This is a genomic window from Aestuariimicrobium ganziense, assembly GCF_015352975.1.
Taxonomy (GTDB): domain Bacteria; phylum Actinomycetota; class Actinomycetes; order Propionibacteriales; family Propionibacteriaceae; genus Aestuariimicrobium; species Aestuariimicrobium ganziense.
Genome location: NZ_JACYIZ010000006.1, coordinates 162,381 through 182,845, shown reverse-complemented (window position 1 = coordinate 182,845; position 20,465 = coordinate 162,381). Strand labels below are relative to the sequence as shown.

Genomic DNA, 20,465 nt, shown 5'->3' with positions numbered 1-20,465 from the left:
GCCCTGCCGCGGGCTTGGTAGGCTCAACCAACCCCACCCCCGGCTACCAGGAAGGGCCCCCGCGTGCTGCTGACGCTGATCATCGCCCTGTTCGTGGTGGCGACGATGGCGCAGGTCTGGACCCGGTGGTTGGGACGCAACTCCTTCGCGCTGGTGGCCCTCGCCCCCGCTGTCGCGTTCGGCTGGGCGCTGACGCTGGCGCCGAAGATCTCGCGCGGTGAGCACCACACAGAGACCTACCCATGGATCCCCACGCTGGGGGTCAAGTTGTCATTCCACATCGGTTTGGTGCAGTGGCTGCTGATGCTCGTCGTCACCGGCATCGGGGCGCTGATCCTGCTCTACTGCCGCTGGTACTTCGCCAACATCCAGACCCGCACGCTCGGGCTGCTGGTCGCCTTCGCCGGGGCCATGGTGGGCCTGGTGACCGCGGACGACCTGGTCGTCCTCTACGTCTTCTGGGAGTTGACCACGGTCTTCTCCTACCTGTTGATCGGCCACGACTCCTCGCGCCGGGCCAACCGCGCCGCTGCGATGACCGCCCTGATCGTCACCACCTTCGGCGGTCTGGCGATGCTGGTCGGCATCGTCACCCTCGGCCTTCACGCCGACACCTTCAGCCTGCAGACCATCCTCAGCCACCCGCCGACCGGTGCCGCGGTCACCGTCGGAGCACTGTTGATGCTGGTCGGCGCACTCAGCAAGTCGGCCCTGGTCCCGTTCCACTTCTGGCTGCCCGGCGCCATGGCTGCCCCCACCCCGGTCTCGGCCTACCTGCACGCCGCCACCATGGTCAAGGCCGGTGTCTTCCTGGTCGCCATGCTCGCCCCCACCTTCGCCGGTGTGCCCGGCTGGCGGGTCGCGGTCACCCTGCTCGGCGCCACCACGATGATCATGGGCGGCTGGCGAGCCCTGCGCCAGAACGACCTCAAGCTGCTGCTGGCCTACGGCACGGTCAGCCAACTCGGTTTCATCACCATGCTGGTCGGGCTCGGCACCAAGGCCGGTGCCCAGGCCGGCATCGCCATGCTGCTGGCCCACGCGCTGTTCAAGGGCACCCTGTTCCTGGCCCTCGGCGTGGTCGACCACTCCACCGGCACCCGTGACCTGACCAAACTGTCAGGGGTCGGACGACAACTGCCCGTGCTGGCGGTGCTCACCGGCTTGGCCGCGGCCTCGATGGCCGGCCTGCCACCGCTGTTCGGCTTCGTCGCCAAGGAAGGCGCGCTCGACGCGCTGGTCAAGCTCACCGGCGGCGACGGTACGGGTGCGCTGCCCGCCCCCACGGTGCTGCTGCTCGCCGCCGTGGTGCTCGGTTCGGCGCTGACCATGGCCTACTCGCTGCGCTTCTGGTGGGGTGCCTTCGCCCCCAAGCCCCAGGTGGCCACCACCCCGGTCACCCATCGTCCCGAAATCGGTTTCCAGATCGCCCCGTGGCTGCTCGGCCTGGCCTCGCTGGTCCTCGGCTTCCTCGGCGGCCCGCTGACCCGGCTGCTGTCGGGCTACGTCGACGCCGTGCCCACCGGTAAGCAGCCGCACTCGCTGGCCCTGTGGTACGGGTTCACGTGGCCGCTGATGCTCTCGCTGGTCGCGCTCGGTCTGGGCGTGCTGCTGTTCTGGTTCCGCAGCGAGGTCAGCCAGATCCAGAGCACCTTCCCCGAGGTCGCCGCTGCCGACGAGATCTACCGCCGGGTGATGCGGATGATCGACGGCATCGCCGTCGAGACCACCGCCCGCACCCAACGAGGGTCGCTGGCCAGCACCCTGTCGATCATCCTCAGCGTGTTCGTCCTCGGTGTGGCCGGAGCCCTGGTCACCCGCCGCAACTGGCCGGACGAACTGCTGGTCGCCGACTCCTGGGCGCAGGCCGCCGTGGCACTGCTCACCTGCGTCGCCGCGCTCAACCTGATGTGGGTGCGCGGACGCGTTCGGGCCGTGCTGACCGTCGGTGCCACCGGCTACGGCACCGCCCTGCTGTTCCTGCTGCACGGCGCCCCCGACCTGGCCCTGACCCAGGTGCTGGTCGAGACCGCCAGCGTGCTGATCTTCCTGCTGGTGATGCGCAGCCTGCCCAAGTACTTCACCGACCGGCCCTTGCACTCGTCGCGCTGGTGGCGGCTGCTGCTGGCGGTGGCCGTCGGCGCGACGGTGACCACCGCGATCATGGTCGCCGCGTCGTCGCGCACCCACGACCCGGTCTCGAAGGGGCTCGAGACCGTCGCCTACGAGTTCGGCTACGGCAAGAACATCGTCAACGTCATCCTGGTCGACACCCGAGCCTGGGACACTCTGGGTGAGCTCACCGTGCTGGTCGCCGCCGCCACCGGTGTTGCCGCGCTGATCTTCCTGCGCGCGCGGGTGACCGAACGCCGCCACGGCGGTCGCCGACGCGTCGGGCGTGACTCGACCGGTGGGTGGCTGCGCGGCACCGTCAGCCTCAACCCCGGCTCGCGGTCGCTGATCTTCGAGGTCACCACCCGGTTGCTGTTCGGCATCATGATGATCGCCTCGATCCACCTGTTGATCGCCGGCCACAACAGTCCCGGCGGCGGCTTCGCCGGCGGACTGGTGGCCGGGCTGGCCCTGGTGGTGCGCTACCTGGCCGCTGGGGCGGCAGAACTCGAGGAGGCCGCCCCTATCGACGCCGGCCGCCTGCTGGGTGCCGGGTTGCTCGTCGCCATCGCCACCGCGCTGGTGCCGGCCTTCTTCGGTGGCCGGATCTTCCAGAGCTACCACATCACCATCGGTTGGCCCGACGTGCCCAGGGTCGGCTCGCTGCACCTGGTCTCGTCCACCGCCTTCGACATCGGTGTCTACCTGATCGTCGTCGGCATGGTGCTCGACGTGGTCCGCAGCCTCGGCGCCGGCATCGACCAGCAGGCCTCTGACCAGAAGACGCCACTGCCACTGCCCGACTCGACCACCGCGGTGCCCGCCTCGGCGCGCGCAGACTCGACAGGAGGCTCACGATGACCAGCAGCCTCGCCCTCGCCGTCACCGCCGGAGTGCTGATCGCCGCCGGTGTCTACCTGCTCACCGAACGTTCCCTGACCCGCATCCTGATGGGGGTGCTGGTGATGAGCAACGGGGTGAACCTGCTCTTCCTGGTGGCGATGGGACGAGCCGGGAGGCCCGCGATCATCGGCTCGACCGATCCCGAGGCGATGAGCGATCCGTTGCCCCAGGCCATGGTGCTCACCGCGATCGTGATCACCATGGCGGTGTCGGCCTTCGTGGTGACCATGGCCTACCGAAGCTTCCAGCTCAACGGCAACGACGAGGTCTCCGACGACGTCGAGGACGCCCGCATCCGGGCGCTCGCCGAACGCGACGACGTGTCGGACTCCTACGAGGACATCAAGTTCTCCGACACCGGTGAGGACGTGGTGAGCGAGTGAACAACCTGCTGACCATCCCCGTGCTGCTGCCGATGCTGGGCGCTGCGCTCACCCTGATGCTGGGCCCTCGTCCCCGGGCGCAGCGCTTCGTGTCGGTGGCCGTGCTGGTGGGCGTCGTCGCTGCCGCAGCCACGCTGGCCGTCCAGGCCCACACCATCGGGGTCCAGACCCTGTGGGTGGGGGCCTGGCCACGGGGTTTCGGCATCTCGCTGGTCGCCGACCGCTTGGCCGGCATCATGCTCACCGTCGCCAGCCTGGTCACCTTGGCGGTGCTGGTCTACTCCACCGGCCAGGACGAGGCGGAGTTGCGCCAGGAGACCCCGGTCTCGATCTTCCACCCCACGTTCCTGGTCATGTGTGCCGGCGTCTCGGCAGCCTTCCTGGCCGGTGACCTGTTCAACATGTTCGTCGGCTTCGAGATCCTGTTGTTCGCCTCGTACGTGCTGCTGACGATGAGCGGCACGAGGCCCCGGATGCGAGCCGGGTCGACCTACGTGGTGGTCAACCTGCTCAGCGCCAGCCTGTTCCTGACCGCACTGGCCACGGTGTACGCAGCCACCGGCACGGTCAACCTGGCCCAGTTGGCGATGCGGCTGCCCGAGATCGACCCCGGCACGCAGGCGATGATCCAGTTCATGCTGCTGCTGGTGTTCGGCATCAAGGCCGCGGTGTTCCCGCTGTCGGCCTGGCTTCCCGACTCCTACCCGACCGCGCCGGCCCCGGTCACCGCAGTGTTCGCGGGCCTGCTCACCAAGGTCGGTGTGTACGCCATCCTGCGCACCCAGACCCTGCTGTTCCCGCACCGCCCACTCACCGACCTGCTGCTGTGGGTGGGTCTGGCGACCATGATCGTCGGAATCCTCGGCGCGGTCGCGCAGTCGGAGATGAAGCGACTGCTGTCGTTCACTCTGGTCAGCCACATCGGCTACATGGTGATGGGCATCGGTCTGGCCACCGACGCCGGGCTGGCGGCCGCGATCTACTACACCGCCCACCACATCACCATCCAGGCCACGTTGTTCCTGGTCGCGGGGCTGATGCAACGCGTCGGCGGCAGCACCTCGTGCGACCGCGTCAACGGTCTGGCCACGATCTCACCCTTGTTGGGGGCGCTGTTCATCGTCCCTGCGATGAACCTGTCCGGCATCCCACCGTTCTCGGGGTTCATCGGCAAACTCGGCCTGCTGAACGCCGGCATCGCTGTCGGCACACCACTGGCCTGGGCGGTCGTGGTGGCGGCGGTGTCGACCAGCCTGCTCACCCTGTACACCATGGCCAAGGCCTGGAACCGTGCCTTCTGGGGCAAGCCGATGACGGCCTCGCAGATGCCCGACACCCTCGAGGAGGACGACGACGTGCACGAGGGTCGTCCGATGCCCGGCGTGATGGTCGGCTCGACCCTGGCGCTGATCGCCTTCAGCCTGGTGCTGACCGTGGCTGCCGGGCCGCTGTACGACTACACCTACCAGGCCGCCATGACCCTGCGCGGCGGCGACTACGTCCGCGCCGTGCTGGCGGTGGTGGAGCCATGACCCCGCAGGTCGGACCCGCGGTCAAGCCCCCTTCACGCTGGCGCGTGCAGTGGCGGCAGGTGGTCGCGCTGGTCGCCGTCTGGCTGGTGCTGGTCGGCAACGTCACCGTGGTCACCGTGGTTGGTGGCTTCCTGCTGGCCTGGCTGGTGACCGTGATCTTCCCGCTGCCGCCGGTGCCCTACAAGGGACGACTGAACCCGTGGGGCGTGATCAAGCTGCTGGTGATCCTGGTCCGCGACCTGGCCGTGGCCTCGTTCTCGCTGGCGCTGTTCGCCTTCGGACGCAAGATGCCGCCCACCGCGATCGTCCGGGTGCAGCTGAGGTCGGACTCCGACGTCTACCAGGTGATGGTCGCCCAGCTGAACACGATCGTGCCCGGCACCATCGTCCTCGACGCCCGCCAACGCACCCGGATGCTCTACCTGCACGTCTTCGACGGCTCCGACCCGACCAGGCTCGAGGCCGAGGTGGCCGACGCCCTGGGCATCGAGCGCCGCGTGGTGAACGCGATGGGCTCGAAGCAGGAGCGCCTCGACCTGGCCGAGAAGTCCAGGCATCCCTCGGTGGAGGACCGCGTCACGCCCAGCGAACAGCGGGCAGCCCTGGCCGAGGAGGACATGTGACGCCCGCCCAGATCCTGCTCGTCATCTCCGGGGTGATGCTCGCGGTTGCGACCGGCTTGGCCCTCTACCGGCTGGCCAAGGGGCCCTCGAGCCTTGACCGCGGTGTCGCCTCAGACGTCGTCCTGGCCATCGTGGCTGTGGGAGTCGCCCAGTACGCGGCCTGGACCCACCAGCCGATGGTGCTGGTGATCAGCCTGGTGTTGTCGCTGCTGGGCTTCACCAGCGCAGTCGGCCTGGCCCGTCTGATCACCGGTGCCACCGAGCAGGAGCGACGGTTCCGTGAGGCCGAGGCCGCGGCCGCCTACGCCGAGTCGCCGGTCAAGCCGTCCGCACAGGCGTCGGCCGACGACAGCGAGGTGGCCTCGTGAGCACGGTGCTGGACGTGATCGGCGCGGCGATGGTGCTGATCGGTGCCTTCTTCTGCCTCGCGGCAGCGCTGGGCATCGTCCGCTTCCCCGACGTGCTGACCCGCATGCACGCTGCGACCAAGCCGCAGGTGTTCGGGCTGATGGTGGCCCTGGCCGGCGTGACCCTGTCGCTGCGCTCGTGGTGGGCGGCGGCGCTGTGCACCCTGCTCGTCGCGCTGCAGATCGTCACCTCGGCGACCTCGGCGCACATGGTCGCCCGTACCGCCTACCGCACCGACCAGTGGGACGACGACCACGCCACCGTCGACGAACTCGCCGAGGACCTCGAGGAGGCGGGCTTCCGGCAGCGCGTCGAGGACACCGGCCAGGTGCCGGGAGGCTGAACCCTCGCTGGTTGCCGGGCACTAGAGTCTGGCCCGTGAGCCGATACCCGGAACTGGGCCTGCCGCTGATCCACGCCGGCAAGGTGCGCGAACTGTACGACCTGCCCGCAGCCGACGGCGTCGAGCGGATGCTGATGGTGGCCACCGACCAGGTCAGCGCCTTCGACTTCGTCCTCAGCCCCGAGGTGCCCGACAAGGGCGCAGTACTGACCCAGATGTCGCAGTGGTGGTTCGCCCAGTTGACCGACCTGGTCGACAACCACGTGCTCTCCACCGACGTCCCCGCCGCCGTCGCCGGGCGTGCGGTGGTCTGCGAGAAGCTCGAGATGCTGCCGGTGGAATGTGTCGCCCGCGGCTACCTCACCGGCTCGGGCTTGACCGAGTACCAGCAGACCCAGAGCGTGTGCGGGGTGCCACTGCCAGCCGGACTGCACGACGGGGCACGGCTGCCCGAACCGATCTTCACACCCGCCACCAAGGCCCCGATGGGCGAGCACGACGAGAACGTCGACTTCGACACCATGGTCGCCCACCTCGACCAGCACGGCCTGGCGGGGCGAGAGCTGGGTCAGCGGCTGCGCGACCTCACCCTGAGCGTCTATGCCCGCGGTGAGCAGTTGGCTCGCCAGCGCGGCATCATCCTGGCCGACACCAAGTTCGAGTTCGGACGACGTGCCGACGGCACGATCGTGCTCGCCGACGAGGTGCTCACGCCCGACTCGTCCCGATTCTGGGACGCCGACGCGTGGGACGCGGGCCAGGTCGTCAGCTTCGACAAGCAGGACCTGCGCGACTGGCTGCAGCACGAATCCGGCTGGGACAAGGCCTCGAACACCCCACCACCGGCGCTGCCCGAGCACGTCGTGGCCGCCACCCGGGCCCGCTACCTCGAGGCGTACCGGCGTCTGGTCGGCGCCGACTTCGCGTGAACGACCTGATCCCGGACGGGTTCGGTGAGCACGTGCGCTGGCAGTACGTGGACGAGTCGTCCCGGACCTGGTTCGAGGACCTGCCGGAAACCATCGAGGCGGTGCTGGCCGACTGGGGACTGGTGGTCGACGGGTCGTCCCGGTTCGGCGCCGAGGGCATCGCGGTGCCGGTGCGCCGCGGTGACGAGGCGCTGGTGGTGAAGTTCCAGCAGGCGACGCCGGAGTTCGCGCAGCAGGCCCAGGCACTCGACGACTGGGATGGGCGCGGGATGGTGCGGCTGCACGAGGCCGACCTGGTGCGAGGAGCCCTGCTGTTGGAACGCCTCGACGCGAGCCTGCACCTGACCGACGAGCCGATCGAGGTGGCGTTGGCCGAGGCGGCGGCACTGTTGCGGCGCGAGGCGGTCGAGCCGGTGGCCGGGCACCGCTACCCGCTGACCCGCGACCTGGTCACCGACCTGAGCCGCGAGCTGGACGAGCGCAACGAGGCGGTCGCTCGTCCGATCGACGAGTCGACGGTGGCGGCGATCAGGCGGGCCTGCGACTGGTTGCTCGAAGGGGACGACCCCGGGTTGATGGTCAACGCCGACCTGCACCACGAGCAGGTGATGCCCAGGATGGACGGTGGCGAGTGGACGGCGGTCGATCCGCGTCCGATGGTCGGGGACCCCGCCCACCAGTGCCCGCAGCTGCTGTGGAGCCTGGAGGATCGGCTGCCGACCGACTCGTCCGAGATCAGGCAGAACTTGGCGCTGGTCGCCGCGCACGCCGGTTTCGAGCCCGAACGTGCCCGGAGCTGGACGTTGGTGCGCGGCGCGGACTACTGGCTGTGGGGTCTGGCCAACGGTCTCACCTGGGATCCGGAGCGCTGCCGGCGGATCATCGCCGCGGTGCTGGAGCGCTGAGTCCATCCAGTCTGGTGGATGCGGACGAGGCCGGGCCCGCGCGATAGTCTCGCACCCATGGCACGAATCGTGGTGGACGTGATGCCCAAGCCCGAGATCCTCGACCCCCAGGGCAAGGCCGTGACCGGTGCGCTGCAGCGGCTCGGGCACCAAGGGCTGACGGTGCGTCAGGGCAAGCGCTTCGAGATCGAGGTCGACGGCGAGGTCACCGACGAGCGGCTGGACGAGGTGCGCCAGGCCGCCGAGACGGTGCTGGCCAACACCGTGATCGAGCAGTTCGACGTGCGCGTCGAGGAGGCCTGATGGCGATCAAGATCGGGGTGGTCACCTTTCCCGGTTCGTTGGACGACCATGACGCCCTGCGTGCGGTGCGGCTGTCGGGTGCTGAGGCGGTGTCGCTGTGGCACGCCTCGGACTCCCTCGACGAGGTCGACGCGATCATCCTGCCGGGCGGGTTCTCCTACGGCGACTACCTACGCTGCGGGGCGATCGCCCGGTTCTCTCCGGTGATGTCGTCGGTGATCGACGCCGCCAATGCCGGGATGCCGGTGCTCGGGATCTGCAATGGCTTCCAGGTGCTGTGCGAGTCGCACCTGCTGCCCGGGGCGATGATCCGCAACGAGTCGCGACACTTCATCTGCCGCGACCAGCGCCTGCGGGTCGAGTCCAGTGACACCGCCTGGACCGGTGACTTCGCCGTCGGTGACGAGATCACCATCGTCCTCAAGAACGGGGAGGGCAACTACCAGGCCGACTCCGAGACGCTGAAGCGGATCGAGGACAACGGCCAGGTCGTGTTCCGCTACCTCGACAACCCCAACGGATCGATCAACGACATCGCCGGCATCACCAACGAGCGTGGCAACGTCGTCGGCCTGATGCCCCACCCCGAGCACAACGTCGAGGAGCTGACCAGCCCCTCGCTGGACGGGGTCAAGTTCTTCAGCTCGGTGCACAGGTTCCTCGCCGGCGTCGGCGTCTGAACCGCTGACGTTGGTCTAGGGGACGAGCGCCGTCTCGCGTCGGTCGAGCGTCTTGAGACCTTGACGCACACCATCCGTCGCCGACGGCCACCGTGATCACCGACGGGCATGGCATGCAGTGCCCGTCGACAACTCAACTGACCGTCGCCGCACGAAGGTGCCCGTCGAGGTGCGCGGGTGGCCTCGACATGCTGGCAGGGGCCGTCCACTCGGCCACCTGGAGCGCTCGCCACTCGATCGGCCGGTGCGAGCCAGTGTTCAGGCGCGGGCGATGCGTCCGTACAGCGCCGAATCGGGCCCGACCGTCGGCAGTTGGGACGCGCCGGCCAGGCCTGTGCCTCGGGGTGCCACCACTCGGGCGCCGGCGTGGGTCGCCAGCACCGTCCGGCGAAACGACTCCTCCACCAGCGGGTTGAGGAACACGTTGCCCACCTGCGAGACCAGCGGCTCGTCCACTTCGTGCTGGCCCACCAGGCGCAGCCCGGTCAGGGCCGACCAGGCCAACTCCTCACCGGCCCGGCGCGAGATCTCGATGCAGACCTCGTCACCAGCGCCGGCATGCTCCGAGACGACCTTGGCCCATCGGGCGATCCGGCTGACCTTGAGCCCGTCGGCCTGCAACTGCAGGTAGGCGTCGGCCAGGTCACCGAACTCGGCCTCGGCCAGAGGCGTCAACGAGGTGGCGGGGCCTCGTCCGTCGAAGGCCCGCATCACCGCGTCGAGCGCGGCACGTCCGATCCAGAACCCCGACCCGGCGTCACCGATCAGGTAACCCCAGCCGTCGACCCGGCAGACCTTCTCGACACCGACCGCCAGCGTCACCACCCCGGTGCCGGAGGCGGTCACCACCCCTGGCTCAGCGCCGATCGCGCCGACGTAGCTGGTCACCGAGTCGTGGGCCATGAACACCCGTTGCACCCCGTGCGGTCGCACCAGGGCCAGCAACGCCTCGGGGGTGTCATCGTCGGCCAGGCCCGAGATGCCACCGGCGAACGACTCCACCGATCGCCCGGCATCAGCCAACGCCACCGCGACCACGTCAGCCAACTGGGGCAACACCGGACGATCGGTCAGGATGCCGGGGTGCGCACTCTCGGCCACCACGGTTCCCGACTCGTCCACCAACAACGTACGGATGCCCGACTGGCCCCCGTCGAGGGCCAACACCGACCCGGCAGCGCCCTCACTCACCGACGGCCTCGGCGGCACCGTCACCTGTGGCAGCGGGGGCACGCGTGCCGGCGATCACGTCGTTGAGGCTGGCCAGCGCACGCTGGGCCCCGTCCTCGTCGATCTCGGCGCCGGAGACGTGGAAGGTGATGTGGTCACCGGGCAACAGGTTGATCATGCCCACGTCGACCCGGGCGTTCGGGTCTGCCTTGTCGACCAGCAGAGTCAGGTCACGCACCAGGTTGCGCGCCTTCACCTTGACCTTGTTGCCGTCGACCTTGACCTTGTAGTCGGCTGCCTCGAGCGCCGACTCGCGCGCGGTGGTGAAGAACCACCAGCCGCGGGCGCCACCCAGTTCGGCGAGCACCAGTTCTTCACCGGGCACCTCACCGGGCTCGGCCACCGCCGCACTCGCCCAGACGTGGACGATGCCCCGGGCGGCCACCATCACGTCATGGCTCTCGTAGGCCAGGATCTCGCCCATGTAGGAGCGGCGGGTGATCACCAGGTCGCCGGTCAGCGGCTCGTCGGTGTCGTTGAGCACCGCCACCCGCAGTCCACCCGCCTCGGGGACGACGGTCAGCAGCCGCGGCTCGTGCACCTGCTTGAGCGTGTGCAGCAGCGGCTTCGGACGACCCATCCCGTCGACGGCCGCCCAACTGATCACCGGCCAGCAGTCGTTGATCTGCCACATGATCGTGCCCATGCAGTGCGGATAGATCGAGCGGTACCACTCGATGCCGGTGCGCAGCGAGTGCGCCTGGTTCCACTGCATCGCCCAGTGCCACAGTTCGAAGTCCTGCGGCAGGGGTGCCTCGGGCAGCAGGCCCGCGGTCAGCTTGTCATTGCCCTGGGGGGCCTTCTGGTGGACGAAGATGCCCGGCGACTGCGGGGTGATCGGGTCGTCGTCCACCGCCTCGGTCAACGTCGTCCACGTCGGTGGGCCCTGCCAGCCGAACTCGGCCACGAACCGTGGCGAGTAGTCGCGGTAGTGCGAGGCCGGCAACCGGTTCCAGGTCTCCCACAGGTGCACCGAGCCGTGCAGTTCGTCGTTGGGGTGGGTGTTGGGGCGCTCCTGGTGACCCTCGCCGGAGGGCGACCACGGCGAGCCGGGGGTGTAGCAGACGCCCGGCGCCAGGTCGGCGACCGCAGCCGGGAAGGTCTCGTGGTAGTACTTCCAGCCCCAGGTGCGGTTGTCGAGCAGTTGGTCCCAGCCCCAGTCGACCCGGCCCCACAGGTTCTCGTTGTTGCCGTTGAGCACGACCAGGCTGGGGTGGTGACCGATCCGGGCCACGTTGTCGCGGGCCTCGGCCTCGATCTCGGAGTACAGCGGGTCCTCCTCGGCGTAGGCCGCGCAGGCCAGCAGGAAGTCCTGCCAGGTCATCAGCCCGAGTTCGTCGGCGAGTTCGAAGAAGTTGTCGTCCTCGTAGATGCCGCCGCCCCAGACCCTGATCAGGTTGACGTTGGCCTGCAGGCACTGCTGGAACCGCTCGTGGTAGCGGCCTCGGGTGATCCGGTGCGGGAAGGTGTCGTCAGGAATCCAGTTCACGCCCTTGACCAGGATCGGACGCCCGTTGACCACCAGCGCGAAGGGGGTTCCGGACGAGTCGGGGGTGATCGTGAGGGTCACCGTGCGGAACCCCAGTCGGCGCTCGACCCGGTCGAGTTCGGTGCCGTCGGCCGACAGCGTCACCGTGATCGGGTAGAGGGTCTGGCCGCCATGGCCGACCGGCCACCAGCGCTCGACCTGCCCGACCGCCAGCGCCAGGGTGGCCTCGGTCTGACCGGCACCGACGACGACCTCCTGGTGGACCAGTCCGCCCATCATCTCGGCGCGGACGGTGACGTCGACGTCACGGGCGCGCTCGATGCGCACCCGCACAGAGACCGCGCCCTGGTCGAGGCCGTCGACCTCGGCGACCGTGGCGTCGGTGAGCACCTGGTCGAGCCGGGCGACCGACCAGCCCTCGAGCCGGATGTCGCGCCAGATGCCCGACGACGCGGTCTCGATGCCCCAGTCCCAGCCGAAGCTGCAGGCCATCTTGCGCAACGCGTTGTAGGGGTGGTTGTTGCCGACCTGGGGGCGGGCGTGCAACTCGACCGAGCGGCGGTCGGCCTCACTGATCGGCGAGCCGAAGTCGACGATCAGCACGCCGCCGCGGGCAGCCTGTTCGGTGACGTCGAAGCGGTAGCGGCGATGCATGTTCTGGGTCTGGCCGACCTCGGCGTCGTTGACCCGCACGGTGGCGACGGTGTCGAGACCGTCGCAGACCAGGTCGACCCGGTCGTGGCCGGTGGTGGCCGGCAGCGGGGCGGCGTAGCGCCACGGCGTGCGCCCGATCCAGGTCAACAGCTTCTCGTTCTCGCCGAAGTACGGGTCGGGGATCAGCCCGGCGTCCTGCAGGTCGGTGTGGACGCAGCCCGGCACGGTCGCTGGTACCGATCCGGGGAGGTCGACCGGCGTGGGAGCCAACCCCGACAGGGTCCAGTCCGACAGGGTGACTCGCGTGGTCATGACACACTCCGTTGTTGTCGCCAGTACCGGTTGGGGCCCACTCTAGCCACGCCGGTCCGGCCCGGCTGGGCGGGGTCCGGACCCTCGTCCGGCACCGGGACTGATGTCGTTCGGCCGGGTCGGTCGATGACCGGGAGGGTCGTCCGTGGTTGGCTTGCAGGGTGAGTCCCACCAACCCGGCCAGCCCCACCAACTCGGCCCGCCCCACCAACTCGGCCATCGCCAACCTGTCCCGCGTCGATGCCCAGGCCCGCAGTGCCGCGGTCGCTCCCGGCGTGCTCGAGGTGCACCTCGACCTGTCCGGCGCCGCCGACGCCGACCAGGCCTGGTTCGGCACCCGCTCGACGCTGCGGGTCACCGCCCTCGAGCCCGAGACGTTCGTCGACTTCCTCGGCGAGGTGCACCAGGTCAGCATCGACGGCGCCTGGACCGAGGTCGACTTCGACGGCGCCCGGGTGTGGTTGCACGACCTGCCGATCGACAGCGAGGTCACCGTCGAGATCACCGGACGAGCCCGCTACTCCCGCACCGGGCAGGGCCTGCACCGCTTCGTCGACCCGGTCGACGACACCACCTACCTCTACACCCACTTCGAGCCGTCGGACGCCCGCCGGGTGTTCGCCACCTTCGACCAGCCCGACCTCAAGCAGAAGGTGAGCATGCAGGTGGTCGCCCCCGCCGGCTGGACCGTGCTCGCCAACGGGGCCGCACGCTCGTCCACGACCTTGGACGAGCGCACCACCCACAGCTTCGACACCACCCCTCCGCTGTCGTCCTACCTGGTGGCGGTCGCCGCCGGGCCCTGGCACACCGCCAGCGACGAGTGGCTCAGTGAGGACGGGATGGTCGTGCCGCTCGGGTTGGCGTGCCGGGCGTCACGAGCCAGCACGCTGGACGCCGAGGCGATCTTCACCGTGATGCGCCAGGGTCTGGACTTCTTCGACGAGCACATGGGCCACCCCTACCCGTGGGGCAAGTACGAGCAGGTGTTCGTGCCCGAGTACAACCTGGGCGCGATGGAGAACCCGGGCCTGGTCACCTTCACCGAACGGGTGCTGTTCCGTACCGCGGCCACTCGCGCACAGTACTCCTCGCGCGCCAACGTGGTGCTGCACGAGATGTCGCACATGTGGTTCGGCGACCTGGTCACCCCGCAGTGGTGGGACGACCTGTGGCTCAAGGAGTCGTTCGCCGAGTTCATGGGCACCCATGCCGCGGTGACCGCCACCGAGTTCACCGACAACTGGGTCGCCTTTGCCGGCCGCCGCAAGGCCTGGGCCTACCAGCAGGACGAACTGCCCACCACGCACCCGATCATCGCCGACATCGCCGACGTCGAGGCCGCCCGGCAGAACTTCGACGGCATCACCTACGCCAAGGGTGCGGCGGTGCTCAAGCAGTTGGTGCACCACGTCGGGCTGCAGGCCTTCCTGGCCGGGTCGCGACGGCTGTTCGCCCAGCGTGCGTTCTCATCGGCGACCTTCGCCGACCTGGTCGCCGCGCTCGAGACCGAGAGCGGACGCGACCTGTCGTCGTGGGTGCAGGCCTGGCTGCGCACCAGCGGGCCGGACCTGCTGCGTCCGGTGGTCGAGGTCGAGCAGGGACGCATCGTCCGGTTCGCGGTCGAGCAGACCTCGGTCGACGCCCTGACCGGTGAGCACGTCGGACGACCGCACACCCTACGGGTGGCGTTGTACGACGTCATCGACGACCGGTTGGTGCTGCGCGAGAGCGTGCCGCTGGAACTGGCCGGCGATGGCGCGTCGCTGACGCGGCTGGTCGGCCGACCCGCGCCGGCGCTGGTGCTGGTCAACGCCGACGACCTCACCTACGCCAAGGTCGAGTTCGACGAGGCCTCGCTGGCGACCCTGCGCGAGCACCTGTCGAGCTTGGACGACCCGCTGGCGCGCGCGCTGGTCTGGACCAACCTGCAGACCAGGGTGCGTGACGCTCGCCTGCGGGTCGACGACTTCCTCGAGGTGGTGGTGCGGCATGCGCGCGCCGAGTCCGACACCGCGTCGCTGGCGTCGCTGCTGGCCGAGGCGTCGTCGATGATCGAGAACTACCTGCCCACAGAGCGGCGGGCCGCGGCCAGGCTGCGGCTGGCCGAGGCGCTGAGTGCCTGGGTGTCGCCGGGGGAGGAGCCGGCCGACGACCGGGCGGTCGTCCTCGATCGGGCCTGGGCGCTGGCGATGGCTCGCACGCCCGAACTGGTGACCCGGGTGCAGGACGCCTTGGAGACCACCACCAATGTCGAACTGCGGTGGTCGATGCTGCGCGCGCTGGCTGTGCACGGCCGGATCGATGCCGACGGTCTGCAGGCACACATGGAGGCCCACGACGACACCCTCGACGGACGCACCGAGTTGCTCGGGGCGCGGTCGGGACTGCCTGATCCGCAGGGCAAGGCCGAGCTGTTCGACACCCTCCTGACGCCGGGGGCGCTGACCAATGCCCAGGTCGGCGCCGCGCTGGCCGGTTGGGGACAACCGCTGCACCGCGACCTGGTCGCCGGCTTCGACGACCGCTACTTCTTGTCGCTGGTGACGATCTGGGACGAGCACCCGCAGGAGATCGCGGGCCGCCTGGTGGAGGAGTTGTTCCCGGCGGACGCGAAAGTGGGCGCCACCCGAGGCCGGACCTGGCTGGACGAGCACCCGGACGCGCCCGCGGCACTTCGCCGGACGGTGGTCGAACTGGTCGACCAGGCTGAGCGGGCTGGCCGGGCGCAGGCGTTCAACGCCTGACTCCGTCCACGTGGGTCGAGTGGTTCGCGAGGGACGAGCGAACGTGTCGAGACCCTGCTGGTCGTCGGCTGACCACCCCCACCGGTCGCCCGTTCGCCCTTCCACCGGTTGCGGCTAGATTGGTCGCCGTGGCAGACACTGTCGAGCATGCGCAGAACACTCCAGACGTCGAGCAGCCGTGGGCCGAACTGGGCCTGAAGGCCGACGAGTACGCGAGGATCCGCGAGATCCTGGGTCGTCGTCCCACCGGCGCCGAGCTGGCGATGTACTCGGTGATGTGGTCGGAGCACTGCTCCTACAAGTCGAGCAAGGTGCATCTGAAGCGGTTCTCGGTGCTCAAGCAGGAGACCCCGCGCGGTCCTTTGCTGGCCGGCATCGGTGAGAACGCCGGTGTGGTCGACATCGGTCAGGGCTACGCAGTCACCTTCAAGGCCGAGTCGCACAACCACCCGTCCTACGTCGAGCCCTACCAGGGCGCGGCCACCGGGGTCGGCGGCATCGTCCGCGACATCCTGGCGATGGGTGCTCGTCCGATCGGTGTGATGGACCCGCTGCGCTTCGGCCCGCTGGACGCCCCTGACACCGCTCGGGTGCTGCCCGGTGTGGTCGCCGGCGTCGGCGGTTACGGCAACTGCCTGGGCCTGCCCAACATCGGTGGCGAGGTGGTCTTCGACCAGACCTACCTGGGCAACCCGCTGGTCAACGCCCTGTGCGTGGGGCTGCTGCGCCACGACGACCTGCACACCGCGCACGCCTCGGGTGTGGGCAACAAGGTGATCATGTACGGCGCGGCCACCGGTGGTGACGGCATCGGCGGCGCCTCGATCCTCGCCTCGGAGACGTTCGAGGACGACGGCGGCAAGCCCAAGAAGCGCCCCAGCGTGCAGGTCGGCGACCCGTTCATGGAGAAGCTGCTGATCGAGTGCACCCTCGAACTGTTCGGCGAGAACCTGATCAGCGGCATCCAGGACTTCGGGGCGGCCGGCATCTCGTGCGCCACCTCAGAGCTGGCCAGTGCTGGTGACGGCGGCATGCACGTCGACCTCGACCTCGTGGAACTGCGCGATCCCTCGCTGGCGCCCGAGGAGATCCTGATGAGCGAGTCACAGGAGCGGATGATGGCGGTGGTCGAGCCGGCCAACGTCGACAGCTTCCTCGAGATCTGTGCCAAGTGGGACGTGCTGGCCACGGTGGTCGGCGAGGTGATCGAGGGCGACCGGCTGATCATCGACTGGCACGGCGAGACGATCGTCGACGTCGACCCCCGCACCGTGGCGCACGACGGACCGGTCTACGAGCGGCCGATCTCTCGTCCGGACTGGATCGACGACGTCAACGGCGATCCGGCCGAGGCACTGTCGCGGGCCCAGTCCGGCGACGAACTGCGGCGCCAACTGCTGGCGATGGTGGGTTCGCCCAACCTGTGCGACAAGTCGTGGGTGACCGACCAGTACGACCGCTACGTCCGCGGCAACACCGTGCTCGCTCAGCCCGAGGACTCGGGGATGCTCCGCATCGACGAGGAGTCCGGCCTGGGCATCGCGCTGGCCACCGACTGCAACGGCCGGTTCTGCTACCTCGACCCGTATCTGGGTGCCCAGTTGGCGCTCGCCGAGAGCTACCGCAACGTGGCCACCTCGGGTGCGGAACCGGTGGCGATCACCGACTGCCTCAACTTCGGCTCTCCCGAGGACCCCGAGGTGATGTGGCAGTTCGTCGAGTCGATCAAGGGTCTGGTCGACGGCTGCCAGGTGCTGGGCACCCCGGTCACCGGCGGCAACGTCAGCTTCTACAACCAGACCGGCAACGTGGCGATCCTGCCCACGCCCACCGTCGGCATGCTCGGCGTGATCGACGACGTCGACAGGCGCACCCCGATCGGGTTCGCCAACCCTGGCGACGTGGTCGTCCTGCTCGGCACCACCAGGGACGAGTTGTCCGGCTCGATCTGGGCCGACGTCGTCCACGATGGCCACCTCGGCGGCAACCCGCCCAAGGTCGACTTCGCCGCCGAGAAGGCTCTGGCCAAGGTGATGATCGCCGCCAGCAAGGAGCAGGTGCTGACTTCGGCCCACGACCTCGCCGACGGCGGTCTGGCCCAGGCGCTGGTCGAGTCGTGCCTGCGCCGCAACCTCGGCGCCTCGGTAACGCTGCCCGACGGCTGCAACACCATGCACCTGTTCAGCGAGTCAGCCGGCCGCGTTCTGGCCTCGGTGCCGGTGGACAACCTGCACCAGTTCGAGCGGCTGTGCGGCGAGCGCAAGGTTCCGGTCGTGCGTCTGGGCGAGGTGACGGCCGAGCCGGTGTTGAAGGTGGAGGGGTTGTTCAGCGTCTCGCTGCACGAATTGCGCGAGGCTTGGACCGCCCCCATCCCCGCCGCCATGAACGCCTGACGACCGCCAAGCCGTCCGCGTCGGGCTCACGCCCGTGCCCCGGCAGCCTCGGCAGCCCCTCGGCTTCCGCCGGGCGGCTCGTGGGCGCGGTGGACTGGGTGGACTCCATTCCGTGGGGAGTGCCTCCGCAACGGAAGCACTCCCCACGGTCTGGAGTAGGCACTCGTCCCAGAAGCGCCCGGTGAGAGAGGCGCCAGGCGGGTCTGCGCCGGCCCATGGAACAGAAGTGTCAGTGCTGCCTGCGACTGTCGTGTCGAGATCTTCAGGCAACCTACGTGGGGCGAGTGGGGGGACGGACAAGTGCAGACAACAGATCGATCGAGCCACCGCGGCGGGTGGCGTAGCGGTGCGCATTCGACCGGCCTCGACGTGCCTGGGCTGATCCGACGGGTGAGGCGCATCCTCAGAGTCAGCCAACGAGGGCTGGCTGGCCTGCTCGGGGTGGCGCCCGGCACCGTTGGCCGGTGGGAGAGCGGCGACCGCGAGCCCTCACTCTCGATGTACGCGCGGATCCTCGACCTGGCTGGGCTTCGGATGGATGTCATCGATGTGGCCGAGGTCCGAGCAGAACCCATGGGCACGCCCGACTCGGTGCGCGACAGCGTCGGCCGCCGATTCCCTGCCCACCTCGACGTGGTGGCCGCCTCGCCGTGGGCCAACCCCTCGGGGCAAGGGGGCTTCAACTACCGGCCGGTGGCGGCGTCTGTGGGCCGGCGACGTCGTGGTGCTCGGTCGCTCGCGGAGCAGCTCGCACTGGGAGCCTCCGCTGAGCGGGCACTCGCCACGCAGCACCCGACCAGTCAACAAGTCATGGCCCAGCGCAACGAGTGGCGCGAACAGGTTCGCGAGCGCACGAGGCTTCGATCGATCGCCCTGAGTCGGAGCGAGGGGCCGACGCCCACCCTGAGTGAGTGGCTCGAGGGAGTGGACGAGGCGGACGAACTCGACGAAGTCGACGAACTCGACGAACGAGTTGCCGGCGACCGCGAACTCGGGCGCCACCCCGAGGGCGAGCCCGCCTTCGAGCCGTCGCCCGGCCGGTGAGGTCAGCCCTTGTGTGTGGCGGCGATGGCGACCACGGTGTCGCCGGGCACCTCGCTGGTGATCTTGCCGTCGTCGCCCACGCTCACCTTCTCGGTGCAGCCGGGCACCGCCAGGTTGCAGTAGGACCCCGGGGCCATGCCGGTCTCCCACGGCACGGCCGTCGCGCCCTCGCCGGCGTTGATCGCGACGAAGCCGTGGCCTCCGCGCTGGATGCCGACCAGGTTGCCCTCGGCCATCGTCGTCACCGGTGCGTCACCGACCGCCTTGTGGAACTGGATCATGCCGACATTGGCGGGGGAGCGGTGGTTGCAGGTCCACGGCGGGGTGCCGCACTTGGCGTCCTGCACCCGTGACCCGTCACCGCGCGGAGGGCCGGCGTCGGTGACGAAGTTGAACTCATAGCCCGTGTAGAGCACGGGCGTGCCGTAGCCGTAGCCCAGCAGGAAGGCCTGCGCCAGCCGGTAGGGGCCGGGGTTGGCGATCGACAGCGACTCGCCGTTGCGCTCGGTGTCGTGGTTGTCGACGAAGCTGATCGCACTCTTGCTGGGCAGCCACGACCCGATGCCGAAGGTGTTGACCGAGTCGAAGCTGTAGTTGCCGAAGATGTTCATCAGCTCGCGCGAGATGCCGAACTCCTGCGACGGGCCGATGTTGACGTACTGCTCGGGCTGCACTGGCTCGTTGTCGGCTCCGCGGATCACCTCGAGGATCAGCTTCGGCTCCACCTTCACCAGGTCGATGATCGCGGCCAGGTCTTCAGCACTGATGTGCTTGGCCGCGTCGACCCGGAAACCGACCACCCCCAGCGACATCAGGTCGTCCAAGTAGGCCGCGATCGTGCGACGCACCTTGTCGGACGAGGTGTTGAGATCGGACAGGTTAAGCAGCTCACAGGTCTGCACCTGCGCCTGGTTGGAGTAGTCGACGATCTCGTTGCCCTCGGTCAGCCCGCACTGGTGAAAGTCAGCTGGCTCGTAGATGCCCGGGTAGCGGTAGTGCTCGAACTTCGACCCGGCCGTGCCGGTACCGCCTGTGTCCTGACCGGTCATGTGGTTGATCACCACGTCGGCGAACACCTCGACACCGACCTCTTGGCAGGCCTTCACCATGGCGGCGAACTCCTCGCGGGTGCCCAGCGTCGACTCCAGCTTGTACGAGACCGGCTGGTAGACGATCCACCACGGATCGCCGGCAATCGACTCCTGGGGCGGCGAGGTCTGCAGGAACGAGTAGCCGTCGCGCGCCAACTGCGGGCATTCCGCGGCGATCGAGCGCCAGTTCCACTGGAACATCTGCACCCCCACCGGCATCGCCGGCCCGACGGGGCTCAGGGGGGTCGTCGAGGCAGCGGACGTCGGGCTCGGAGTGGGCTGCCCGGCATCCTGACGGCACGCTGACGCCAGCAACGACAGTGCCAGGGCGAGGACGAGGACGATCCATCGGGGGCGGGTTCTCACCCCCCTGATCGTGCCAGA

The 20,465-nt window shown here is 69.2% G+C and carries 14 protein-coding genes and 2 pseudogenes; 13 read left to right on the top strand and 3 right to left on the bottom strand.

The window, feature by feature from the left end:
* Positions 1-63: 63 nt before the first annotated feature.
* The 10 genes and pseudogenes from IE660_RS12760 to purQ all read left to right on the top strand — a co-directional run bounded on the left by IE660_RS12760 (position 64) and on the right by purQ (position 9,121).
* Positions 64-2,973 carry a Na+/H+ antiporter subunit A gene (locus IE660_RS12760; RefSeq protein WP_328701951.1) on the top strand — a complete coding sequence of 970 codons (2,910 nt, stop codon included), beginning with the start codon at positions 64-66 and terminating at the stop codon, positions 2,971-2,973.
* Positions 2,970-3,398 carry a Na(+)/H(+) antiporter subunit C gene (locus IE660_RS12755; RefSeq protein WP_203568752.1) on the top strand — a complete coding sequence of 143 codons (429 nt, stop codon included), beginning with the start codon at positions 2,970-2,972 and terminating at the stop codon, positions 3,396-3,398. Before IE660_RS12760 ends, IE660_RS12755 begins: the two co-directional genes overlap by 4 nt.
* Positions 3,395-4,930 (top strand): Na+/H+ antiporter subunit D, encoded by a 1,536-nt coding sequence (locus IE660_RS12750; RefSeq protein WP_203568751.1) that lies wholly within the window; start codon positions 3,395-3,397, stop codon positions 4,928-4,930. The genes IE660_RS12755 and IE660_RS12750 overlap by 4 nt, the downstream gene beginning before the upstream one ends.
* The gene (locus IE660_RS12745) at positions 4,927-5,553 is read left to right on the top strand and encodes a Na+/H+ antiporter subunit E (protein ID WP_203568750.1); all 627 of its coding nucleotides are present in this window, start codon (positions 4,927-4,929) and stop codon (positions 5,551-5,553) included. Before IE660_RS12750 ends, IE660_RS12745 begins: the two co-directional genes overlap by 4 nt.
* Complete coding sequence (locus IE660_RS12740; protein ID WP_203568749.1) at positions 5,550-5,921, top strand: monovalent cation/H+ antiporter complex subunit F; 372 nt, start codon at positions 5,550-5,552, stop codon at positions 5,919-5,921. Before IE660_RS12745 ends, IE660_RS12740 begins: the two co-directional genes overlap by 4 nt.
* Positions 5,918-6,304 carry a monovalent cation/H(+) antiporter subunit G gene (mnhG, locus tag IE660_RS12735; RefSeq protein WP_203568748.1) on the top strand — a complete coding sequence of 129 codons (387 nt, stop codon included), beginning with the start codon at positions 5,918-5,920 and terminating at the stop codon, positions 6,302-6,304. Before IE660_RS12740 ends, mnhG begins: the two co-directional genes overlap by 4 nt.
* Before the next feature lie 35 nt (positions 6,305-6,339).
* Positions 6,340-7,218: pseudogene (locus tag IE660_RS12730) on the top strand (phosphoribosylaminoimidazolesuccinocarboxamide synthase); the annotation flags it as partial.
* Between the two features lie 11 nt (positions 7,219-7,229).
* A complete protein-coding gene (locus IE660_RS12725; RefSeq protein WP_203568746.1) occupies positions 7,230-8,138 on the top strand; it encodes an aminoglycoside phosphotransferase family protein in 909 nt (302 codons plus the stop codon).
* A gap of 57 nt (positions 8,139-8,195) precedes the next feature.
* Positions 8,196-8,441, top strand: a pseudogene (gene purS / locus IE660_RS12720) (phosphoribosylformylglycinamidine synthase subunit PurS); the annotation flags it as partial.
* A complete protein-coding gene (gene purQ, locus IE660_RS12715; RefSeq protein ID WP_203568744.1) occupies positions 8,441-9,121 on the top strand; it encodes a phosphoribosylformylglycinamidine synthase subunit PurQ in 681 nt (226 codons plus the stop codon). The pseudogene purS and the gene purQ, both read left to right, overlap by 1 nt.
* 258 nt (positions 9,122-9,379) lie before the next feature.
* Here the strand turns inward: purQ and IE660_RS12710 are convergent, their stop codons facing one another.
* Together IE660_RS12710 and IE660_RS12705 are read right to left on the bottom strand one after the other, a co-directional pair.
* Positions 9,380-10,312, bottom strand: coding sequence for an N-acetylglucosamine kinase (locus IE660_RS12710; RefSeq protein WP_203568743.1), 933 nt, complete (start codon positions 10,310-10,312; stop codon positions 9,380-9,382).
* A complete protein-coding gene (locus IE660_RS12705) occupies positions 10,305-12,806 on the bottom strand; it encodes a glycoside hydrolase family 2 protein (protein ID WP_203568742.1) in 2,502 nt (833 codons plus the stop codon). Before IE660_RS12705 ends, IE660_RS12710 begins: the two co-directional genes overlap by 8 nt.
* Before the next feature lie 161 nt (positions 12,807-12,967).
* Between IE660_RS12705 and pepN the strand changes: the two genes are divergently transcribed.
* The 3 genes from pepN to IE660_RS12690 all read left to right on the top strand — a co-directional run bounded on the left by pepN (position 12,968) and on the right by IE660_RS12690 (position 18,990).
* Positions 12,968-15,553, top strand: a complete 2,586-nt coding sequence (gene pepN, locus IE660_RS12700) for an aminopeptidase N (protein WP_203568741.1) — start codon at positions 12,968-12,970, stop codon at positions 15,551-15,553.
* 128 nt (positions 15,554-15,681) lie between these two features.
* Positions 15,682-17,946, top strand: coding sequence for a phosphoribosylformylglycinamidine synthase subunit PurL (gene purL, locus IE660_RS12695; RefSeq protein ID WP_203568740.1), 2,265 nt, complete (start codon positions 15,682-15,684; stop codon positions 17,944-17,946).
* A 369-nt stretch (positions 17,947-18,315) separates the two neighbouring features.
* Positions 18,316-18,990, top strand: coding sequence for a helix-turn-helix transcriptional regulator (locus tag IE660_RS12690; protein ID WP_203568739.1), 675 nt, complete (start codon positions 18,316-18,318; stop codon positions 18,988-18,990).
* A gap of 2 nt (positions 18,991-18,992) precedes the next feature.
* On the opposite strand, the gene IE660_RS12685 is transcribed toward IE660_RS12690, so the two are convergent.
* Entirely contained in the window at positions 18,993-20,447 is a 1,455-nt protein-coding gene (locus tag IE660_RS12685) for an alpha-amylase (protein WP_203568738.1), read from the bottom strand.
* Positions 20,448-20,465: the final 18 nt, after the last annotated feature.